At 47.9% G+C, this 20,705-nt stretch carries 14 protein-coding genes; 12 read left to right on the forward strand and 2 right to left on the reverse strand.

The window, feature by feature from the left end; translation table 11 throughout:
• Positions 1-4 precede the first annotated feature (4 nt).
• Together glgX and BTA51_RS16585 are read left to right on the forward strand one after the other, a co-directional pair.
• Positions 5-2,212, forward strand: a complete 2,208-nt coding sequence (gene glgX / locus BTA51_RS16580; protein WP_094709205.1) for a glycogen debranching protein GlgX — start codon at positions 5-7, stop codon at positions 2,210-2,212.
• 104 nt (positions 2,213-2,316) lie between these two features.
• Positions 2,317-3,975: an alpha-D-glucose phosphate-specific phosphoglucomutase gene (locus tag BTA51_RS16585; protein ID WP_094709207.1), complete on the forward strand. Its 1,659-nt coding sequence runs from the start codon at positions 2,317-2,319 to the stop codon at positions 3,973-3,975.
• A gap of 135 nt (positions 3,976-4,110) precedes the next feature.
• On the opposite strand, the gene glgC is transcribed toward BTA51_RS16585, so the two are convergent.
• Positions 4,111-5,385: a glucose-1-phosphate adenylyltransferase gene (gene glgC, locus BTA51_RS16590; RefSeq protein ID WP_094709209.1), complete on the reverse strand. Its 1,275-nt coding sequence runs from the start codon at positions 5,383-5,385 to the stop codon at positions 4,111-4,113.
• A gap of 312 nt (positions 5,386-5,697) precedes the next feature.
• Here glgC and glgA point away from each other — a divergent pair, with 312 nt between their 5' ends.
• The 10 genes from glgA to BTA51_RS16645 all read left to right on the forward strand — a co-directional run bounded on the left by glgA (position 5,698) and on the right by BTA51_RS16645 (position 19,520).
• The gene (gene glgA, locus BTA51_RS16595; protein WP_094709211.1) at positions 5,698-7,134 is read left to right on the forward strand and encodes a glycogen synthase GlgA; all 1,437 of its coding nucleotides are present in this window, start codon (positions 5,698-5,700) and stop codon (positions 7,132-7,134) included.
• 231 nt (positions 7,135-7,365) lie between these two features.
• Positions 7,366-7,803 carry a hypothetical protein gene (locus BTA51_RS16600; protein ID WP_094709213.1) on the forward strand — a complete coding sequence of 146 codons (438 nt, stop codon included), beginning with the start codon at positions 7,366-7,368 and terminating at the stop codon, positions 7,801-7,803.
• 87 nt (positions 7,804-7,890) lie between these two features.
• Complete coding sequence (locus BTA51_RS16605; RefSeq protein WP_094709215.1) at positions 7,891-14,937, forward strand: FG-GAP-like repeat-containing protein; 7,047 nt, start codon at positions 7,891-7,893, stop codon at positions 14,935-14,937.
• 2 nt (positions 14,938-14,939) lie between these two features.
• A complete protein-coding gene (locus tag BTA51_RS16610) occupies positions 14,940-15,821 on the forward strand; it encodes a hypothetical protein (protein ID WP_094709217.1) in 882 nt (293 codons plus the stop codon).
• A 151-nt stretch (positions 15,822-15,972) separates the two neighbouring features.
• Complete coding sequence (locus BTA51_RS16615; protein WP_094709219.1) at positions 15,973-16,152, forward strand: hypothetical protein; 180 nt, start codon at positions 15,973-15,975, stop codon at positions 16,150-16,152.
• A 787-nt stretch (positions 16,153-16,939) separates the two neighbouring features.
• Positions 16,940-17,257, forward strand: coding sequence for a hypothetical protein (locus BTA51_RS16625; RefSeq protein ID WP_094709223.1), 318 nt, complete (start codon positions 16,940-16,942; stop codon positions 17,255-17,257).
• A 219-nt stretch (positions 17,258-17,476) separates the two neighbouring features.
• Positions 17,477-17,770, forward strand: a complete 294-nt coding sequence (locus BTA51_RS16630) for a DUF5992 family protein (RefSeq protein ID WP_094709225.1) — start codon at positions 17,477-17,479, stop codon at positions 17,768-17,770.
• 154 nt (positions 17,771-17,924) lie between these two features.
• Positions 17,925-18,278, forward strand: coding sequence for a hypothetical protein (locus tag BTA51_RS16635; protein ID WP_094709227.1), 354 nt, complete (start codon positions 17,925-17,927; stop codon positions 18,276-18,278).
• A 496-nt stretch (positions 18,279-18,774) separates the two neighbouring features.
• Positions 18,775-19,008 carry a UPF0175 family protein gene (locus BTA51_RS16640; RefSeq protein WP_094709229.1) on the forward strand — a complete coding sequence of 78 codons (234 nt, stop codon included), beginning with the start codon at positions 18,775-18,777 and terminating at the stop codon, positions 19,006-19,008.
• An 11-nt stretch (positions 19,009-19,019) separates the two neighbouring features.
• A complete protein-coding gene (locus BTA51_RS16645; RefSeq protein ID WP_210404852.1) occupies positions 19,020-19,520 on the forward strand; it encodes a DUF3368 domain-containing protein in 501 nt (166 codons plus the stop codon).
• A 116-nt stretch (positions 19,521-19,636) separates the two neighbouring features.
• Here BTA51_RS16645 and BTA51_RS16650 read toward each other — a convergent pair whose 3' ends face one another.
• Complete coding sequence (locus BTA51_RS16650; RefSeq protein WP_094709231.1) at positions 19,637-20,698, reverse strand: ACP S-malonyltransferase; 1,062 nt, start codon at positions 20,696-20,698, stop codon at positions 19,637-19,639.
• Between the last annotated feature and the right edge of the window lie 7 nt (positions 20,699-20,705).

Raw genomic sequence — 20,705 nt, forward strand, 5'->3', positions numbered from 1 at the left:
AGTCTTGAATAATCGACTGCGAACGCCAAAGCCGCCTCCTTTAGGGGCGACGTTGTCTGATAGCGGGTGTCATTTCGCGATATATAGCGAGTCCGCAACGGCTATTCAGCTCTGCCTGTTTGATTCTGACGGCAGGGAACAGCCTGTGCCCATGAAATACCGCCATGGAGGATTGTGGTATACCCATGTCGAGGGGATTGTAGAAGGGCAGGCCTATGGCTATCGCGTTGATCAACCGGCGGGAAAAGTTGGGAATGCTAATAAGCTGTTGCTTGATCCCTATGCCAAAGCATTGACTGGGCCGGTCACCTGGTATGAAGAATTTCTTTGGCAGCATGATTGGGAACAGGTGGACAGTGCTCGATATCTACCCAAAGCGATCGTCAAATCCATACCTGCGCTTGATACCGGTCCGGTTTCTTTACCGCCGCAGGACCGCATTATCTACGAACTGCATGTCAAAGGATTCACCCAACAACATCCGGAAATCCCCCTGGAGCACCGTGGAAAATATCTAGGGCTTGGCCACCCGCAAGTGATTCGTTATCTGCAGTCATTAGGGGTGACCAGTATACAGCTCATGCCATGCTTCAGCTTTATGGACGAAGCCCGGCTGATCTCCCTGGGACTGGTCAATTACTGGGGCTATAACCCGATTAATTTCTTCACGCCGGACTGGCGATATGCGCTGAAAGACCCGGTGGCAGAGTTCCAGTGGATGGTGCAACAGCTCCATCAGGCAGGATTCGAGGTGATTCTTGATGTGGTATACAACCACACAGCCGAAGGCGGATTGAACGAAGGGATGCTCAGCTTCAAAGGGATCGACAGCTCATACTACCGTATGGAGGCTGATACTTCGCATCAAACCGACATTGAACAGTCTGGTCAGAATCCTCAATCACCCCAGGCAAAGTATCAGAATTTTTCCGGATGCGGTAACAGCTTGCAGACGGAACATCCGATGGTGCTGCAGCTGGTCATGGATTCACTCCGCCATTGGGTGACAGCATTTGGCATCGATGGTTTCCGGTTTGATCTCGCGGCAAGTTTGATGCGGCAAGGGGAATCGATTTCAAAGAACACGCCGTTGCTGCAGGCGATTGCCCAGGATCCTGCACTGCGTGACCGGGTGTTGATTGCTGAACCCTGGGATCTTGGGCCCAATGGTTATCAGTTGGGAACGTTTCCCCGTGAATGGCTGGAAGTAAACGATCACTACCGGGATTTTGTCAGGGGATTCTGGAAGGCGGATCCGGTAGGAGTAGCCGGGCTTAGTACCCGCTTAATGGGATCACGGGATATATTTAACAAGATGAATCGCTCTCATGCTTGTAGTGTGAATCATGTAACCTACCATGACGGATTCACATTGCAGGATCTTGTGTCCTATCGTCGGCGACATAACGCTGCCAACGGAGAGCAGGGGAGTGACGGGCATAGCCACAATCTGAGTTGTAATCATGGCGTGGAAGGTGACACCGACGACCCGGAAATCCTGAAGCAACGTGAACGCCATCGAAGAAACCTGTTGATGACGCTGCTGATTTCCAGAGGCACTCCCCATCTATTGGCGGGGGACGAATTCGGCAACAGTCAGCAGGGAAATAACAATGCCTATTGCCAGGATAATCCGACGTCCTGGCTGGATTGGGGGCTACTGGAATCCAGGACCTCATTGGTGCACTTTGTCAGTCAACTGATCAGAATCCGCCAGTCCCTGTTCACCCTCAATGACCTGCAGTTGCCCGACGAAGCATTCCACGAAGTCTTTTTTTCCGATGGACGAGATTCGGATACGTTAGAGATCAATGACCAGCTATGTTGGTTAGATCAGTATGGCAAGCCCATGGAAGACGCTCAGTGGCATAATCCTGACCAGCGATTCATCGCACTGTTGATTCAAAGAACTGCTGATGGACAGAGGGATGCCTGGCTGTTGGCTGTCAACGGCAGTGAAGACAGCGTGGAATTTGCGCCTCACGATTGTCAGGGAATTCGCTGGGAGCAGGTTATCGCCTCTTCGTCTCATGGCGAGGATTATGGTGAAGAATATGACGAGAAACCTGAAAAAAGTGATGACGAGAACGATGAAAAGAAAAGTGACGGCATAGATGGCTCCGCCGACATCCGCTCGCGGATTTTCGTAGAGTCTTTTAGCGTTTCGCTATGGCGCCAGGAGGGGCTACCGAATCCTGTTAACAAGCGCTGAGTAATAAAGTGCCGTACAAGGAAGATCAATAATGATATGTGAACAGGGATGTCGGAGTGTCGTAAGAAAAAATGAAGCAAGAACTACATCTCACAGGGGGAAGCATGTCTGTCAATATACGCGAGGTGGCTACCACACCGTTCAATGACCAGAAACCCGGAACATCCGGACTGCGAAAAAAGACCCGTCAATTTCAGCAACCGGGATACCTGGAAAACTTCGTGCAGGCCATTTTCAATACCCTGCCAGGTAAAGCCGGAGCAAAACTGGTTGTGGGAGGCGATGGCCGTTATTTCAATCGAGAAGCTATTCAGACCATCATACGAATGGCAGTTGCCAACGGTTTGGGTGAGATTATTGTTGGCCAGCACGGTTTTCTTTCCACACCAGCGGCTTCTTGTGTGATTCGGAAGTATCAAACGCTGGGAGGAATTGTACTCTCTGCGTCGCACAATCCCGGTGGGCCGGATGAGGACTTCGGCTTGAAGTTCAATGCGGCTAATGGGGGGCCTGCTCCTGAGCAGTTGACCAATGCCATTTATGTGGCCTCGAAGGAAATTGAAAGCTACCGGATCTCTGAAAGTGAGGACATTGATCTGGATACGTTAGGGGATGTCCACATCGGTAACGCCCGGGTTCGGGTGATTGACCCGGTGGCAGATTATGCCGAGTTAATGCGAAGCATTTTTGACTTCGGGAAAATTGGCGCAATGCTGAAATCGGGAGATTTCGGGTTTTGCTTTGATGCCATGTGGGCTATCACCGGTATTTACGCCAAGGCCATTTTTGAGGAAGAGTTGGGGGCTCCGAGAGGAACGGTCATTAACGGCGAGCCATTGACGGATTTTGGCGGCCATCATCCCGATCCCAATTTAGTGCATGCCAAGGAATTGGTCGCGAAACTGTTTTCCGATGACGGACCGGACTTTGGGGCGGCTTCTGACGGCGATGGTGATCGCAACATGATTCTCGGTCGCCAGTTTTATGTCACCCCCAGTGATAGTGTGGCCATCATTGCCGCCAATGCCAGGCTGATTCCGGGGTATCGGGACGGACTACGTGGTGTTGCCCGGTCCATGCCGACTTCTGCAGCTCTGGATGCGGTGGCCTCCAAATTGGGAATCCCCTGTTTTGAAACTCCGACCGGCTGGAAGTTCTTTGGCAATCTGCTGGATGCGGGACGAATTACCCTATGTGGTGAGGAAAGCTTTGGTACCGGCTCAGATCATGTGAGGGAAAAGGATGGCATCTGGGCAGTTCTCTGCTGGCTGAACATGCTGGCAGAAAGGCAACAGCCAGTGGAAGACATCGTTCACGAGCATTGGCTGACTTACGGACGAAACTTCTATACCCGGCACGATTTCGAAGGTATTTCAAGCGAAGACGGAGCCGCTATTATGGAACATCTTCGGACTCTGGTGGCCAGTCCTAAACAGGTAAGCGATTGGTTGGAAAATGAGGGGGCTGAGACAGGGCTCGCCTCCTGCGACGATTTTGCCTACACGGACCCCGTGGATGAATCGATCAGTGAAAACCAGGGAATCCGGCTGCAATTTTCTGATGGCTCACGAATCATCTATCGATTATCAGGTACCGGCACCGTCGGAGCCACTTTAAGGGTCTATATTGAAAAGCCGGTTAAGGAAGCTGGTCGGCAACAGGCTGATACCCAGGAAACCTTGGCTGAGCTGATTGCTCTTTCACGGAAATTCGCTCGTATTGAGGAAATTAGTGGCCGTACTGAACCCTCGGTTATTACCTGATCTTTGAGGTGCATGGGAAAGGGCGGACACATAGGTCCGCCCCTACATAGAGCCTTATCTCGGGCATGTGTGCGTCGCCAACCCCACATGTAGGGGCGCACCTGCGTGTGCGCCCTCGCTCTTGTCCCGATCCCCCTACAACTTTTCCAACATATCCGGGGTGACCAAAACAATCCCGTCTTCATTGCGGTAAAACCGTTTCGCATCCTCTTCCGCATTCTCACCAATAATGGTGCCTTGAGGCACCTGGCAATGGGCATCCAACACCACCCGGTTCAGACGGCAATGACGACCGATATCGCAATTAGGCAGAATCACGGATTCATTGATGCTGGCGTAAGAGTTCACCCGAACATTATTGAAGAGAATACTCTGGGTAACGGTGCCACCGGATACCACGCATCCGGCTGAAACCACCGAGTTCAGCGCACTGCCCACACGGTCATCTTTGTTATGGTTGAACTTGGCGGCCGGACGTTGATAGTGCATGGTTCGTATGGGCCAGGAATCATCATAGAGGTCCAGGCGCGGAACCAGACGGGTCAGGTCCATGTTGGCTTCCCAGTAAGCGGTAAGGGTTCCCACATCGCGCCAGTAAGGTTCAGTGGGGTATTCTGTGTTGGGAATACAACTGTTCTCAAAGTGGTGGGCCTTACAGATTCCATGGCCGATCATTGATGGAATAATATCCTTGCCAAAATCGTGGCTGGAGTCGGGGGAGGCTGCATCATTTTTTAGCTTTTCAGTAATCTGCTGAGCGTTGAAAATGTAAATGCCCATGCTGGCCAGACAGCGTCCCGGTTTGCCTGGAATTTCCGGCGGGTCTTTGGGTTTCTCCACGAAGCTGACGATATTATTGTCACCATCAACCCCCATAATACCAAAGCCTTTGGCCTCTTCTTTATCAACCTCTATGCAGGCGACAGTAAGATCTGCTTCCGAATCAATATGATCTTTCAGCATCAGGCTGTAGTCCTGTTTATAGACATGATCCCCTGCCAGAATCAGTATGTATTCCAGACCCAGAGGTTTGATCAGGGCCAGGTTCTGATACACGGCATCAGCCGTTCCCTGGTACCAGGCATGCTCGTCAGTCTGTTGCTGGGCAGGCCAGAGCTCGATGAATTCGTTAAAGTCGGGGCGCAGGAAGTTCCATCCCCGTTGTACATGCTGGTTCAGGGTATGTGATCGGTATTGGGTCAGGACGGCAATCCGGCGGACACCGCTGTTAACGCAGTTGGAGAGAGGGAAATCAATGATTTTAAATTTTCCCGCAATCGGGACGGCGGGTTTCGATCGATGATCGGTGAGTTGCATAAGCCTTGAGCCCCGTCCGCCGGCCAGTATCAGAGCCAGCGTTTTACTTAGGGCATTGTTGAGGTCGGTGCTTGTTTCGGCTTTCTTATTCATTGTCGCTCTCCATAGGGACTCACAGCCTGCGTTGATGTCTGGCTTGCTGTGTTTGAAGAATAGGGTTCCTCATAAAAGAGTAGACCATAGAATATCTTGGATGAAGGAGCCGCTTGCCCGATGTCAGCGTTGAGAAGTATTCGCGAACGGGTACGGGTGGAGAGAGCTCTTAGAAAGAGTACTCTTCGAATGTCCTGTTCAGTTTGCCGGTGGGTTCGGTTAGAGTTCATGTTCTGACTAAGACGGACTTGTCTAAGAAACTCAGGTCTTAGCAGAAAACGAATTGGATTAACCGTCCGGGAAAAGACATCTATGAAAGTTCTCATCGTTGCGTCAGAAGTGTTTCCTCTCGTCAAGACAGGGGGGCTTGCCGATGTGGCGGGCACACTGCCAAAAGCCCTCATTGCGAAGGGCTGTGACGCAAGGATCATGTTGCCTGCCTATCCAGGCATCGTAGATAAGTTGGTCGATGTCAAACAGGGCCCAAACTTAGGTGACCCTTACGGCTTTGGCGAGGTACGTCTGCTCACCGGTAAGTCCCCTGAACATAGCACACCCTACTGGCTGGTGGATAGTCCACCTTTGTTTAACCGGCCTGGGGGGCCATACTTGAACGATCAGGGCCGTGATCATCATGATAATCATCGTCGATTCGCCACGCTTTCCTGGGCTGCCGCCATGGTTGCCCAGCATGGCAAACTGCTTGGATGGCAACCGGATATCGTGCACGCCAATGATTGGCAGGCCGGGCTGATTCCTGCCTACCTGAGAACCTGGAAACAAAAGCACCCTCCCGTGGTTTTCACCATCCACAACCTGCAGTTCACGGGGATGTTCAGCTATCAGCAGTTTTTGGAGCTGGGGTTGCCGGAATCAGAGTACCGACTGGAAGGCATGGAATACTATGGGCACTTTTCCATGTTGAAAGCCGCGATCCAATACAGTGATGCCATCACGACAGTCAGCCCAACATATGCCCAGGAAATTCAGACCCCGGGATTCGGTTGTGGCCTGGATGGATTGTTAAGGGAAAAGTCTGACCGTCTGACCGGTATCCTGAATGGTGTTGACTACAGCTTATGGTCGCCGGAGGAGGACTCGCTGATCAAAGCTCGATACTCTGCCAAATCCTTCTCGGGTAAAACCAAAAACAAAACAGCTCTGCAAAAACAATGTGGGCTGGAAGTCTCTGCTCAAAAGCCACTCTTTGGCATCGTTAGCAGACTGAGTGAGCAAAAAGGGCTGGATCTGGTTCATCGACTCATTCCGTCCTTCGTCGAAAAAGGTGCGCAATTCGTTCTGTTGGGGTCTGGAGATCCCTACTTCGAAGGGGAGTTCAAAGCCCTCGCAGCCCAATACCCCGATCAGGTCTCCGTCACCGTCGGCTATGACGAACCTTATTCCCACCTCATACAAGCCGCCTGCGATTTCTTGCTGGTTCCCTCACGCTTTGAGCCCTGCGGTCTCACCCAACTCTACGCTCTCCGTTACGGCACACTCCCCATCGTCCGCGCCACCGGCGGCCTCGCCGACTCCGTATGGGAAGGCGGCCCTGACCGGGAACAAACCGGCTTCGTGTTTTATCACTCTCACGTCGACGACCTAAGCTACGCCATGGACCGGGCATTGACGCTGTATTCCAACCCCAAACTGCTAAGGCAGGTGCGGCAGAATGCCATGGCGCAAGACTTTAGTTGGGATAGGTCGGCTGGGGAGTATTTGGGGTTGTATGGGCGGTTGATGGGTTAATAAATAAGCCTTAATGCTTGGACTCTAAACATTTTTTAATAATTTTCTTGAAATGATTTTTTATCATCTTTAGACTTTATTCCCTTAAAAAGGAAGAATTACCTATGGACTGGGTTCCGCACGCCATGTCCATCTTGCTTCCTTCAGATTTGTCGGCTTTCTGGCCGGTAGTCATGACAGTTAGGCTGAAACACAGTATCTGTCTAGTCAAAATTTGTACCAGGGATCGCAATGGATATAGCAAAGAAGTACAAATCAGGCCTCGCTGCATTTTTATTGGCAGCTGTCTCCGGATGGTATTTTTATATTAACCAGCCATCCAAAGCTGTTTCACAAAGTTTGGATGTCCAAACTGAAGACGTGGCTAAAATACCGGATCCTATGTCTAAAACTGAGGATGTCTCTTCTGAGGCTGTGCCCGAAAGTTTTCCTGTCCCAGCAAAAAAACTGCACCAAGTTATTAATAATCAAAATGACTCCCCTGAAGCAGAAAGCTCTCTAAATGCCAAAATTGAGCATATGAATCAAGAGCTCGAAGCGATTGATGAGCAGCTATCTGCTACTCCTTCAAGCAGCATGTCCAACGACCAGTATGAACAGAAAGACTCACTAGAACTTGAGTCAAGATTGTTGGCCATCAAAGAACATTTACGACCGAAAACTCAATAAGGTTGCCTGCTCTCGTCGACTAACAGCATCAGAGCACTCCCGGAATTTAAAAAGAATAGCCAATTAGGATACCGACAAGGACTCTCCATGTTTGACAATTTCTTCTGGAATAAGCTAGTGCCCATGGTGGCGCTGTTACTGGCGGGTTCATCCGCCTACGCTCAGACGGTAGCCGGAAATCTTTCCGGTAGCCTCTCGGTCACGAACGGCGCGGCGCAGTTTTCACTTCCAATCCAGGTCGTGCCCGGTCGGGGCGGTATGCAGCCTGAGCTTGGGATAAACTACTCGAGTAACGGAGGAGCCGGCCATCTTGGACTTGGGTGGAGCCTGAGTGGGCTGTCGGCTATTTACCGGTGCTCTCCCACGTTAGATCAGGATGGATTTAGCCGGGGTATCAGCTTTGACGGCAATGATCGTTATTGTCTGGATGGTCAGAGATTGGTCCCGGTGGACGGTACGAATGGTGGTGTCGGCACCGAGTACCGTACAGAAATTGACAGCTATTCTCAGATCCTCTCGGTGGGTGGTACTAGCAATCACCCGGATCATTTTGTGGTCAAGACCAAGGCCGGCCAGGTGATGACTTTTGGTGGTGGTAGTGCATCCCATGGTGTGTCTCAGGGAACCCTTAACTGGTCTTTGAGTCAGATCAATGACACTACCGGCAATAATCCAATTACCTATAGCTATATCACAAAGAACAATACTCAGTATCTAAGCAACATCAGCTATGCTGGGGGACGAGTTGACGTTATTTATAGCTCCTTATCGAACTACATTAGTGGTTTTTCTCCGATCACTGGTTACTTTAAAGGTACCGACACTCAATCCAATGACGTGATATCTTCAATCAAGGTATCTTCCGACTCGACATTGATTCGGACTTATAATTTGGATTATTCAGGTGACACGACATCGCGTTATGTCGAGCTTGAAAAGATTACGGCTTGTGATGCTGCCGGCAACTGTATGACGCCTCTCAATTTTTCCTGGTCCGGGAACCAGTCAATAAGTTTCTCTACCTTGACGGGAGTAAATACTTACGTCAATGGAAAAATTGAGGCTGCTCCAGTGGATATTTTCCGAATCCGCTATGGTGATTTTAACGGCGACGGTCGGTCGGATGTATACGTTGTCGAAGGTTGGGATAGCTCCTCGGTAGATAAGATTTATTTGTCGAATGGCAACGGAACTTACAATGTCATTAACGGGATCAACTCCTCCGTTCCAGACACTATTGAAGGGGCGCATATTGACTTGGCCCGCATTAAATATGGCGATTTCAATGGAGATGGTAAGACCGATATCTATTATGTGAACGGTTGGGGGGGGGCCTCGAGAGATAAGATTTACCTGTCCCATGGCGATGGCTCCTACACCACAGTGAACGGATTGAATACCTATGTAAAGGACAGCATGGAAGGGGCGCCAGTAGATATTTCCCGGATAAATATGGGCGACTTTAATGGCGATGGCAGGACGGATATTTATTATATTAATGGCTGGGGTGGATCTTCACGAGATGATGTATTTTTATCCAATGGAGATGGCACATTCTCCCGAGTTGACGGTCTGAATACCTCTATTAACGATATTCTGGAAGGAGCACGCATTGACATTGCCCGGTTGAAGTTCATTGACTTTAATGGCGATGGAAAGACCGATATTTACTTAGTGAACGGTTGGGGCGGAAATGCTCTGGATAAGGTGCACTTATCGAATGGTGATGGAAGCTACCAGGTTATTAATGGCATTAATAGCAGCGTGGCGGATTCCTTGGATGGCGGTGCGGGGGTGGATATTGCCCGGGTCAACTTTGGTGACTTTAACGGCGATGGCAATCTGGACGTATATCATGTCAACGGTTACGGCGAATCTGCTGTCGATACAATTTACTTCTCAAAAGGCGATGGTAATTACCAGGTAGTTAATGGTATTGGGAGCTTTGTAAATGACGAGCATGCTGGGGCTCAGATTGATATCTCAAGACTGAAGTTTATTGACTTCAATGGAGACGGAAAGACCGATATTTACCAAATCAGAGGCTGGGATAATGCTTCTATAGATAAGATTCATTTATCCAAAGGCGATGGTACGTTTAGTGTCACGGATGGTCTGAACACTTCGATTAACGGCAGCTCTTTTGAAACAGGCCAGATTGATATTTCGCGAATTCAGTTTGGTGAGTTTACCGGCGATGGAGCGATAGATATTTATTATATTAATGGATGGGGTGGGACATTCAAGGACACCATCTATTCGAACAGTGTGTCGCCAAGAAAATTAGCCTCTGTTGTGGATGCCTATGGCAACGAATCTAATTTGACCTATCGACCCTTGACGGACGAGTCTATCTATACCAAGGGGAGCGGTGCCTCATACCCGGTGGTGGATGTTCAGGGGGCAAGCCAGGTAGTGTCGAAACTTGAAACCAGCAATGGAGTGGGTGGAACCAATACTGTCAATTATCACTATGCAGGTTATAAGGCGAATCTTCGGGGGAGGGGGTCTTATGGCTATGCCCAGATAACGGAGAGTTATCCGGAAACCGGCAAATCAAAAGTCACCACATTTGACCAATCAGGGTTTCCCCGGACTGGAAATGTTATTTCGGTGACTGAGCTTTATAACGGCTCGTTGCTGAATAAGGCAACGAATTCATACTCCTTAGGCAAGTATCTTGGAGGAGTATATAGCGTAAATTTAGCGCAGGCAGTACAGCAAAGTTATGAGTTGGATGGATCGCTTGTTTCAACTGTAACCACAGAGCACAGCAACAGCGACGAATATGGAAATATCGGCACAATAAAAGTCACCACTTCAGGCGGTGGTGAGACATTTACCAAAACCACAACCTCGCATTACTACAACGATACTTCTAACTGGTTTTTGGGCCGATTGAGCGACAGTCTGGTGACACATTCAGGCCCTTCCGGCACCCAAACTCGAAAATCTGCTTTTTCATACAATAGTAAAGGATTGCTGGCCACTGAGCAGGTAGTCAGCACTGACACTGGATTGCCGCTCACTACAACTAAAAATACTTATGATGACTACGGCCAGAAAACTCAAGTGGTGGTGTCTGCAGATGGAGAACAAGATCGGGTTACCACTTCCGCATACGATAGTTTGGGCAAAGCAACTCAAACCTGTAATGTCTATAACCTTTGTGAAACCTATACCTACACCCCTGAACGCTGGTTGAAAAGTACTACCGGACCGAATGGTCTGACAACTTCATGGACTTATGACGGGTTTGGACGCAAAGTCCGTGAAGATCGACCGGACGGTACAGCCACCACGATTAGCCGTTATTTTGCTTCCAACTCAAATTGTGGAGATTCGGCAGATTATGCAACGACTTGTGTCCTGACCCAAAGCACAGGGGCTCCGTCCGTGCGTGTGCAACAAGACTCCCTAGGCCGAGAGGTTCGTAAAATCACCCAGGGCTTTGATGGAAAACTGGTATACAGCGATACGGTCTATAACCCGTTTGGTCTGGTGGAGAAAGTTAGCCGGAACTACTACGCAGGAGACCATATTTATTGGGCGACCTCAGAATATGATGCTCTTGACCGAATTATAAGAGCCACTGAGCCAGGTCCCCATGGTAGTGTCCGTCAAGTGACAACTCAATATAATGGGTTAACTTCCACTACGGTTTCCGGTAATGAATACCGCTCGAAGACAGTCAAGGCCAACGCCTTGGGTCAGCAGGTCTACATCGAGGAAGAAGAAGGTTCATTCATTCGTTATACCTACGATGGTGTAGGTAATCTGCTGACCACAACGGTCTCTGATGATCCTTCAACCACGATCGCGCTGCAATATGACGAATTCGGTCGTAAGATCGCCATGGATGACCCGGACATGGGGCATTGGGAATATTCCTATAACGCCTTCGGACAGCTAACGTCTCAAACTGATGCTAAAAATCAGACCGTCTCTATGGAGTATGATTTGCTGGGGCGGATGGTCAAACGGACTGAGCCTGAGGGTATCAGCACCTGGGTCTATGGAGATGCCACAGCTCCGCAGGGCAGCATCGGAAAATTGCTCTCGGAAACCGGCAATGGCCTCACAAAGCTCTATACCTATGACAGTCTGGGGCGTGCCTACAATACAACCACGGAAGTAGATGGCCATGGTTCCTTTACTGCCGGCACCCGCTATGATGCGTTGGGACGGATCGCAAAGACAATCTATCCTGGCAGTAACGGCTTCTATACAGAAAATATCTACGACAGTAACGGCTATCTTGAGTCGGTACGCGGACTGCGGGTGGATGCGGAGGAGCATGACCTGTCGCGTTTGCAACCGTTGATTCAAGAAGCAGTAACGTTGGCTGAAGACTATCTTAGCAAGGCGAATCAACTAAAAGAGATTGGTCAATACTATCAATCCCGTATCGATAACTATGCAGAACTTCTGGCGAAGCAGACTATCCAGTTCGAACAGGGAACTACTGATGGTCTGGAACAGAATGTTCCATATGATTTTTTGAGTGCCGGCGATGGGGTGACATTCTATATTCGGGTTCACGACAAGGTTATTCCAATTGCCAGCGATGTATTTATTCCGATTGTTGTACCTGCTGAGTACCATTACCGCGTTACGTACTCTGGAAATACCCAAACAATATCCCAAATCTCAGTCAGCGAGTTTGAGTCAGTCGAGCCGTCTCTGATCGACAGCGAAGACCAGATCTATGTGCTCAACAGCAACACTATCACTTGCGCCTGTGAATCAGTGGAACATGTGGAATATCTCTCAAACTTACAGTCGCATCAAAGCCTGTTAGCCGAAACGGTGTCTAACGGTGAGTCCTTGTCGCCGGAGTTTCTGAATCACCTGAATAATACTATGGCGGAACTGGAAACCGTCCAGAGCCTGATCAATCGTCAGGCGGAAAGCTATTCCAGCACCGCTGCACAGCTGACAGTGTTAGCAGAACAAACGCTGGCAGCAGCAGATCACAGTTTCCGGGTATCCAGTACCCTGAACAATGTGGCTGATGCCTACAGCGATATGGTGGCAGACAATGAGTTTATTACCTATTGGCGGGCGGTGGACGTCGATGCCTCCGGACGCATTCGCGCAGAAGTATACGGCAACGGTATCGTTAACGATTATACCTACAACCAGGGCACCGGCCAGTTGCAGGCCATTCATAGCAGCATGCTGTCCATTGTGGAAGTCATGCGGCACTTGGAATACCAGTACGATGATTACCAGAACGTGGCTTTGCGAGAGGATCTGGCAAATGACATCCGTGAAATCTTCACTTACGACCGGATCGACCGTCTGACCAGTACCCAAGTGAGTAGTGGTCGCTATACCACAGACGACCTGAATCAGACTCAGACACTGAGCTACGACAGTCTGGGCAATATCACCTATAAGTCCGACGTGGGTGATTATAGCTACGGCAACAACGCGGGACCGCATGCGGTAACGACTGCCGGTGCCAACACCTATGTCTACGATGCCAATGGCAATATGACCAGCGGTAATGGTCGAACGATTCAGTGGAGTAGTTTCAACAAGCCGGTGCTGATGACCCAGGAGGGGCGTTCTGCAGCGTTCAGCTATGGACCGGGTAGAGCTCGATATAAGAAGGTCAATCATAAAGGGGATACCACCCTATACGTCGGCGGTCTGTATGAGTTGCTGAGCAAGGGAAGTGCCACGGAAGAGAAGCACTACATCTATGCCGGCGGCCAACTGGTGGCGGAGCATATCGTGTCCTCGAGCAACGGGGTGCAAACACGGTATCTGCACAAAGATGCATTGGGCAGTATCGATCTGGTGACGGATGCGTTTGCGAATGTGGTGGACCGCCGAAGCTTTGATGCCTGGGGCAAACTGCGTGAGTTCCCGTGGAAAGCCGGGGCGACGCTGGATGACCCGCTGTACCTGACCCAGTTGCCTTATACCAATAAAGGCTTTACCGGTCACGAAAGCATCCAGGAAGTGGATCTGATCCATATGAATGGACGGGTCTATGATGCCACGCTAGCCCGATTCCTGAGCGCGGATACCTTTATTCAGGCGGCCAGTTCGAGTCAGAGTTATAACCGCTATTCGTATGTGTTGAATAATCCGTTGAAATATAGCGATCCCAGTGGGCATTTCTTTAAAAAGTTATTAAAGAAGGCCTTGAAGATCCTTCCCAATCCTACTGTGTATATGTGGACGCATCCAAAGGAAACGGCGTCTGGTGCGGGAATTGTCGCTGTAATGGTTATATGCCCGGAATGTGCCCCATTCGTTCAGGGGCTACTAATGGGGGCTATTAATGCGGCGATAGTTGGTGGAAACATTGCGAAAGGTGCTGTGATCGGTGGTTTGTCTGGGGGGGTTTTCGGCGCTATAGGTCAATCGAGTCTTGGATTCGAAGCAAGAGTATTGGCCCATGGTTTAGCTGGCGGGGTCATTTCCGTTATGCAGGGGGGCAAGTTTGGTCAAGGTTTTGTCAGCTCAGCGTTTACTAAATTTGTTACATTGAACCTAGCAGAGGGTGCTGAGACGGGAAGTCTGTACGATATGCAAGACAAGGATTTCGGTAAAATTGTAGGGCGGACAGCAATCGCAGCCCTTGTAGGTGGCACCACATCGGTGATTGGTGGAGGTAAATTTGCTAATGGAGCCCAAACAGCAGCAATGGCCCATTTGTTCAATGGAGAAGGACGAATGGGCCGTCACAGAGCACCTAAATCCTTTAGAGGGGCTACCGAGCAGGAAATTTTAGATGCCTTAAGAAGTGAAGGGCTGTGGAATGGAAAGGATGATATCGCTTTTTTTGGCGTTCGGCCGCTTGGTGGACCTGATGGAGTGTTTTTAAGAGTAGGCGACAATGTGAATATTAATGTAATGCACGAGCATGCCTTTGGCGTAGAAAATGGTAGGTTGGTCAATATTGGATATACTGGGGATACCTTGGGAGTCAATGCTGATCCAGTACTAAGTCAAGGAGACTATTCTAGCTATATATTTAGTAGGGATATATATCAAGGAAATATGAGAACTGTGGCAAATACGGTTCTCCAATCTGGGGGGTGGGCTCCAAATGACTACAATATTCTAACCCATAACTGTCAAGACTTTGCAGATGCAATGAAAGGAAGTTTTTGACTATGAATTTATGTAAAGTGTTGTTTTTTTTGACGGTTTCATTTTTTTTGGGCGTTTCAAATGCCTTTTCGGAAGGAGATGGAATGGGAAACTTGTTATTAAGTAGCGGAAACGGCTATTTGTTTATATCCAATCTTGCTGACTCTAGTCTGAAAGAGTTAGCACCCTTAAGTCGGAATGGCAATGTTAGTGGCTACATAAATTTAGAGAAAGTTGATCAAGATAAGTTTCTGTTTGAAAGCACTTCTCATGCTGTTGGGATTTTTGATATTAGAACTCATCAAGAAGATTTACTTTTTGAAAATGCAAGCTGTCCTATCTACTTTGAGTCTAGCGGAAATATTATCTTTTCAAGAGTGGAGCGGACTCATGATGGTTTTGAAGAGTCTCTCTATATGTCAGATTTATCTGCATCTGAACCTGTGAAAGTCGCTAAGCTCGAGAGGGGGGCCGCCTCGAAATGCCCCATAAAAATAAGCGATTCACAAGCAATTTTTTTTGAGTCTTATGGTAAAAATAAGAAACTGAAACTGTTAGATATTCGGAACCAATCCCTTCGAGACATAGACTTAGCTCAATATGAGCCTGTGATGGGAATCGGTGGAAATAATCTGTTATGTGTAAAAGCCGGTAAATACTTTGTGCTGGATTTGAAGACGAATATTGTGAAAGAGATAAGTGAAGAGCTGCTAAATAGAAATAATATGTTTGCCGTTAGCTATATTGAAGAAAATAACACTGTTGTGATTCAAGAATATAGAGAGAGGCTGTTTCTTAATGCCGTTGTTAATGTTTGGCTTCTAGAAATGGATACACTTAAGAAGAAACTGCTTGTGGAGGGTATTGGTGTCGCAAAAAAGGGAGCACTATACTTTAAGCGGTGAAGGGGTCAGGCCTAACGGTGATGGGGTCAGGCCTTACGCTTGACACCAGAAAACGGAGATCGAGAGAGGTGATAGGGTCAAGCCTGAGATGACTCGCCTCTCATCCTAAATATAGGATGAAGGTGACCAAACCCAACGGAGGCGAATCATCATGGCTATCAAAACACTGGGCGTAGATCTTGGCAAGAGTGGCTGTTATATCGTTGGCCAGGATCAATTTGGCAATCAGGTTACTGCGAAGCGATTGAGCAATAGAAAGTTCGCTGAGTTTCTGGCGCAGCTTCCTCCCTGCCGAGGCGCAGAGCGGGATGGGGTCAAGCCTTACATTTGACATGACTCAGATGTGAAAAGGCGACAGATCTATTTTCGAAGTGGCTATTTATACGAGACTTACAAAGCTCAAAAAGTTATTGTGTCAAAGTAGATTTGAATAAACTAAATGAAGTGCATTGATATAATGGAAGATGGTGTTGTGAAGAAGTTGTTATATATGCCCCTGTTACTAATGCCTATGCTGTCAAATGCTACAGACTTTAATACTGGGTATTTGACTGTCACTGAGCTAAAGGTGTGGAAAACACAAATTGATGTTTATTTCAATGTTAGCAATCAATGCAGTAATTCTAATCATAAAATGCGGTACTTGCTTGAAAGAAAAGAGTCACTGATGTATTCGTCACTGTTAGCTGCAATGACTTCTGGTCTTAAGGCTAATGTCAATTATCAGTGTAACAGCGAAGGATATCCTGAGATTCAAGGGGTTAGAATTAAGTAACTCTTTAGGATTGGAGTAAAAAATTAAGCGCCTCTAAGCAAAGCAATGGGGTCAAGCCTTACTTTTGGCAAGGGGGATGGATGGGGTCAAGCCTTACATTTGACATGAGTCTGATGTGTGCTTCAGCCTAGCCCTCTTATCTCACGTAGGGAATAAGGTGGGGCTTTCTCGCGGGTTTTATTAGCTTGTTAAAAAGGCTTATGACGAAGTTTTATAAGTAACAGGAGCAAAATCCAGTGATTTTTTAATGGAATCATGGGCCTGGAGGATGTGTCTTTAGAAAACAAAATTGAGCATGCGCGTTATACAAATAATAGACTTACACTAGGAGACATTCATACAAATGAGAAAATTATTTACTCTTATGCTTATCTTATTTTCACCCTTTTCATTTTCAGCATCAGATACTGGAATTATTGCCGAACTCTATGTAGACGAGGGAGGTTCAATCGCAATTAAACTGGATAATGGCTTTCCGAATGCAACGTCAGATAATACATGTTCTAGCAACAATGGCTGGGCAGGCAATACAACTGCCGACCCCGCATTAAAGTCCGCATTACTGGCGGCGAAAGCTGCTAAATCTCCTGTAACTGTATCTATGAATGGCTGCGATGCAAGTGGGGCGTGGATAAAGGTGCATGCCGTTTATGTTAAGTAGGGAAAGTGGGGCTAGATCCACATTGAACACTGGAATAAATTCTTAATACAGAATCGAAATATAAAGAGAATTAAAAGGAAAAGTAATGAGGTCAAGTCTTACATTTGACATGAGTCAGATCTGGGCTTCAGCCTAGCCCTCTTATATCACGTAGGGAATATAGGGGCTTTTTTTCAAATTTTAAGAAGGAATACGTTTAGAGTAATTGCTTGTAGCCTCATGTTTGTAACATTGTTTGCAAATGCAGGCGATCTTGCCACCGGATCAAAAATTGCCAGCATTACAAACACAAATTCGAATTCAAATGCTTTTGTAATACGGGTTGAAGGCGGTACTGGTCCCTGTGTAGGCAAGTCAATTGTTTTTCCTCTGTCAATTGCAGGGAGCCAAAGTATATTTGATAAAGCCTATGCAGCAGCTCTAGCCGCTTTTGCTGGTGGTTTTTCAATAAGAGTTCACAACTATAGTGATGATAGCTGTAATCAGGCGGCATATATTGAGCTGTCGAATTGATGTGGTTTTTGGTCGTTAATGAGTGTATATGAGGCTCGTCTAACATTATCGCTCTAACAATTTAAGTGTGCTGACTGATTATTTAGATACGACTGAGCGAAAAAACTTTAGTTAATATTTGGATTCAGATAGATGGAAAAGAAAGGTGTAATATATGAAGTTTGTTAAGCATGGAATTGTAGCGTTAATGTTGGGCAGCTTTGCTGTCGGCGCTCACGCCGAAACCTGGAAAACTATCCAGAACTTTAATGTCTGGAGCATGTCCAATGCTTCAAATTTGACCATTCGTGTAACTGGTATTCCGATTGAAAACCCTGAAAGCTGTTCTGATGCGGATAGTTATATGGTTCAGTCCAGTATCGCGGAAAGTGGGCAGGATAGAATCTACTCGACCCTTCTGGCTGCGGCCGTTAGCGGAAAACCGGTTCATATCAGTCTTTCTGGCTGTGAATCGAACAGACCTCGTATCACAAATGTTGTGATTGGTAAGGGAACTGGTCCTTGGTAAGGTTACTGGGGAGATAACTTTGCTTATCTCCCCAGTAATTCTATTGATTAGCAGTCTCGGTAGTTGTTAAATGTTTGGCGATCGCTATTTCCGCACCGCTCCACTCTTATCGGACCTGTCCATTATCTGAGCCACAGACCCACCAAGGGTATCTCCTGGCCCGAATACAACAACCCTGTCCGGGCGAACTCGTATGGCTGAATGACTTGGTGGCGAAGCGTTTAGTCCCAAAGCTTTTGTGTGTCTGTGCTCCAGGATGTCCATATGGCAGGAGTGTTCAAGGGTATACTTGCCATCCAGATTGACTATTTACAATAAACGGGAACTCTTCATTATCCTGTTGCCCTCTTCAACACATGGACGAAGTCGATAACGATTTTTCTACACATTCTTGTAGAGTCGCACTTATTTGCATTAGGTGGGATACTGATGGCCACAGGAATAAAGAATATTGGGAGTCTCGGCTTCCATTAACCCTGTTTTTAGAGGAAAAGAGATGAAAATAGAGCTAGACGACTCTCTGATGGATAAGATCGGAGTAGACGAAAAAGAAGCGTTGGAATTATTTGCTATCGCTTTATACAAATTCAAAGGTATTCACGGCTCAATGGCAGGTAAGCTACTCGGTATTTCAGAGTTCGATTTCCATACACTGCTATCTGAAAAAGGGGCTACCGTGAATTATGACGTAGACGACCTAATTGATGACATAAAGAATAACGACTTATAGGGAGCTAAATTTTGGACAGGATTGTCGTCAGCGATACTACCGCAATTACCCACCTTGCTAAGATAGGTGCTCTTCAACTTCTTCAAAAGCTTTATTCTGAAACTCTTATTCCAGAAGCAGTTTTCAATGAGTTATCTCAGGTCAAGAGAACACAGCCTGGGGCTTTACAGGTACTAAATTCGAGCTGGATTAAAGTCATAAAACTGCAGAATAGACATGTAGCGACCAAGCTTTCCAAGCACTTGGATTTGGGGGAGTCTGAAGCGATAGCGTTATCAATTGAGCTTCAATCTGACGTTTTAATCATTGATGAAGTTGCAGGCCGTGCTATTGCCAAGAAACTTGGCCGTAACATCATCGGAATGGTAGGAGTTCTTATTGAGCCAAAGAACAAGGGGCATATTCAGACAGTAAAACCATACTTAGATAAGCTCCGTGCCACTGGTTTCAGAATGGGCGAGGACTTATATCAACAGGCTCTTAAGTTGTCTCAAGAAACAAAAGTGAAGTGAAAAAAATCGCAGCTATTATAGCGGCAGCAGGGAATCCATAGAAAACCATAGGTTGAAACTTTTAGCTCGAGACAAGTGAGAGCCTTCTTTTGCGGGAAGGGCTCCCACGATAAAAACTACCGTCCCACCACTGTCGCCTGATCCTCTCTCCCCATCGCCAACAACACCGGATCACTTGACTGCCGCGCCGAAAATCCACTCTTATCAGACATCCCCTGCCAATCCATCTTCACCATCGTCTGAGCGACGGACCCGCCCAGTGTATCTCCGGGCCCGAGTACAACTACCCGATCGGGTGCGAATTCTTTAATTGCGACTTCGATTGCCTGGGTGAAATCGTATCGCAGAATGACTTGATGGCCAAGTGTGTAGTCCCACAGCTTTTGTGTGTCTGTGCTCCAAGATGTCCATATGGCTCCGCGTCCGTCGACCAGGGGAATATCCGGCCTCTGGAAAGGTTTAGGGCTGAGGTCTTTTCTGGCCTGTTCCATGACAGGTGTTTGTAGTGGTGTGTGAAACGCAGCGTGATTATGTAATTTTAAGGGGAAGCGATCCTGTTCCGGGGGGAGTTCGGCCATCATCATTTTGCAGGCCCGGTCGCTGCCGGCGAGCACCAGCATGCCGCCCAGTTCGATGGAGATGAAGGCTTCTTCGCTTCCCAGTTTTTGATTAATTTGATCAAGTAATTCGAGAACCTGCTCTCTTCTGCCGGGTAGCGGGTGCCATTGGCTGTCGACCAGGGTATACACCAACTGCCCGCCAATTAGGGCGTTATGCATGGCGATGCCCATATAGTTGATCAGGTGAAGGGCATCCATAGGGGCTAAGGCTCCGGCGCAGGCAAGGGCGATGTACCAGCCCATGCTATTGCCGGTGACTGCCACGATATCGTAGCGTTCGCGATCTATGCTGAGGAAATCGGCATAGGCACAGGCATAGATGAGTGCAGAGGCGTTGTCTCCTGATGAGTGTTGTTTCAGGGAATATTTCTCCGCACCATCAAGCTCGGAGAGTGTGACTTGTCCCTGTTGCTTTCTGTACTGATCGAATTGGCTTAGCATTTCCCGATGTTTGGGATGATAGCGATTCAGGTAGCCCAACTCGTTCTGGTTGTAGGTGCCGCGGCCGGGACAGACGACAATAATTCGTTCTTTGCCGGTTGATGCTTGCTTTGACATAAGATGC

Origin of the sequence: Hahella sp. CCB-MM4, from assembly GCF_002260525.1 — a bacterium.
GTDB lineage: Bacteria > Pseudomonadota > Gammaproteobacteria > Pseudomonadales > Oleiphilaceae > Hahella.

Coding starts and splice junctions, on each gene's coding strand:
- BTA51_RS16585 (WP_094709207.1), top strand. CDS start 2,317: ATGTCTGTCAATATACGCGAGGTGGCTACCACACCGTTCAATGACCAG.
- glgC (WP_094709209.1), bottom strand. CDS start 5,385: ATGAATAAGAAAGCCGAAACAAGCACCGACCTCAACAATGCCCTAAGT.
- glgA (WP_094709211.1), top strand. CDS start 5,698: ATGAAAGTTCTCATCGTTGCGTCAGAAGTGTTTCCTCTCGTCAAGACA.
- BTA51_RS16600 (WP_094709213.1), top strand. CDS start 7,366: ATGGATATAGCAAAGAAGTACAAATCAGGCCTCGCTGCATTTTTATTG.
- BTA51_RS16605 (WP_094709215.1), top strand. CDS start 7,891: ATGTTTGACAATTTCTTCTGGAATAAGCTAGTGCCCATGGTGGCGCTG.
- BTA51_RS16610 (WP_094709217.1), top strand. CDS start 14,940: ATGAATTTATGTAAAGTGTTGTTTTTTTTGACGGTTTCATTTTTTTTG.
- BTA51_RS16615 (WP_094709219.1), top strand. CDS start 15,973: ATGGCTATCAAAACACTGGGCGTAGATCTTGGCAAGAGTGGCTGTTAT.
- BTA51_RS16625 (WP_094709223.1), top strand. CDS start 16,940: ATGAGAAAATTATTTACTCTTATGCTTATCTTATTTTCACCCTTTTCA.
- BTA51_RS16630 (WP_094709225.1), top strand. CDS start 17,477: ATGTTTGTAACATTGTTTGCAAATGCAGGCGATCTTGCCACCGGATCA.
- BTA51_RS16635 (WP_094709227.1), top strand. CDS start 17,925: ATGAAGTTTGTTAAGCATGGAATTGTAGCGTTAATGTTGGGCAGCTTT.
- BTA51_RS16640 (WP_094709229.1), top strand. CDS start 18,775: ATGAAAATAGAGCTAGACGACTCTCTGATGGATAAGATCGGAGTAGAC.
- BTA51_RS16650 (WP_094709231.1), bottom strand. CDS start 20,698: ATGTCAAAGCAAGCATCAACCGGCAAAGAACGAATTATTGTCGTCTGT.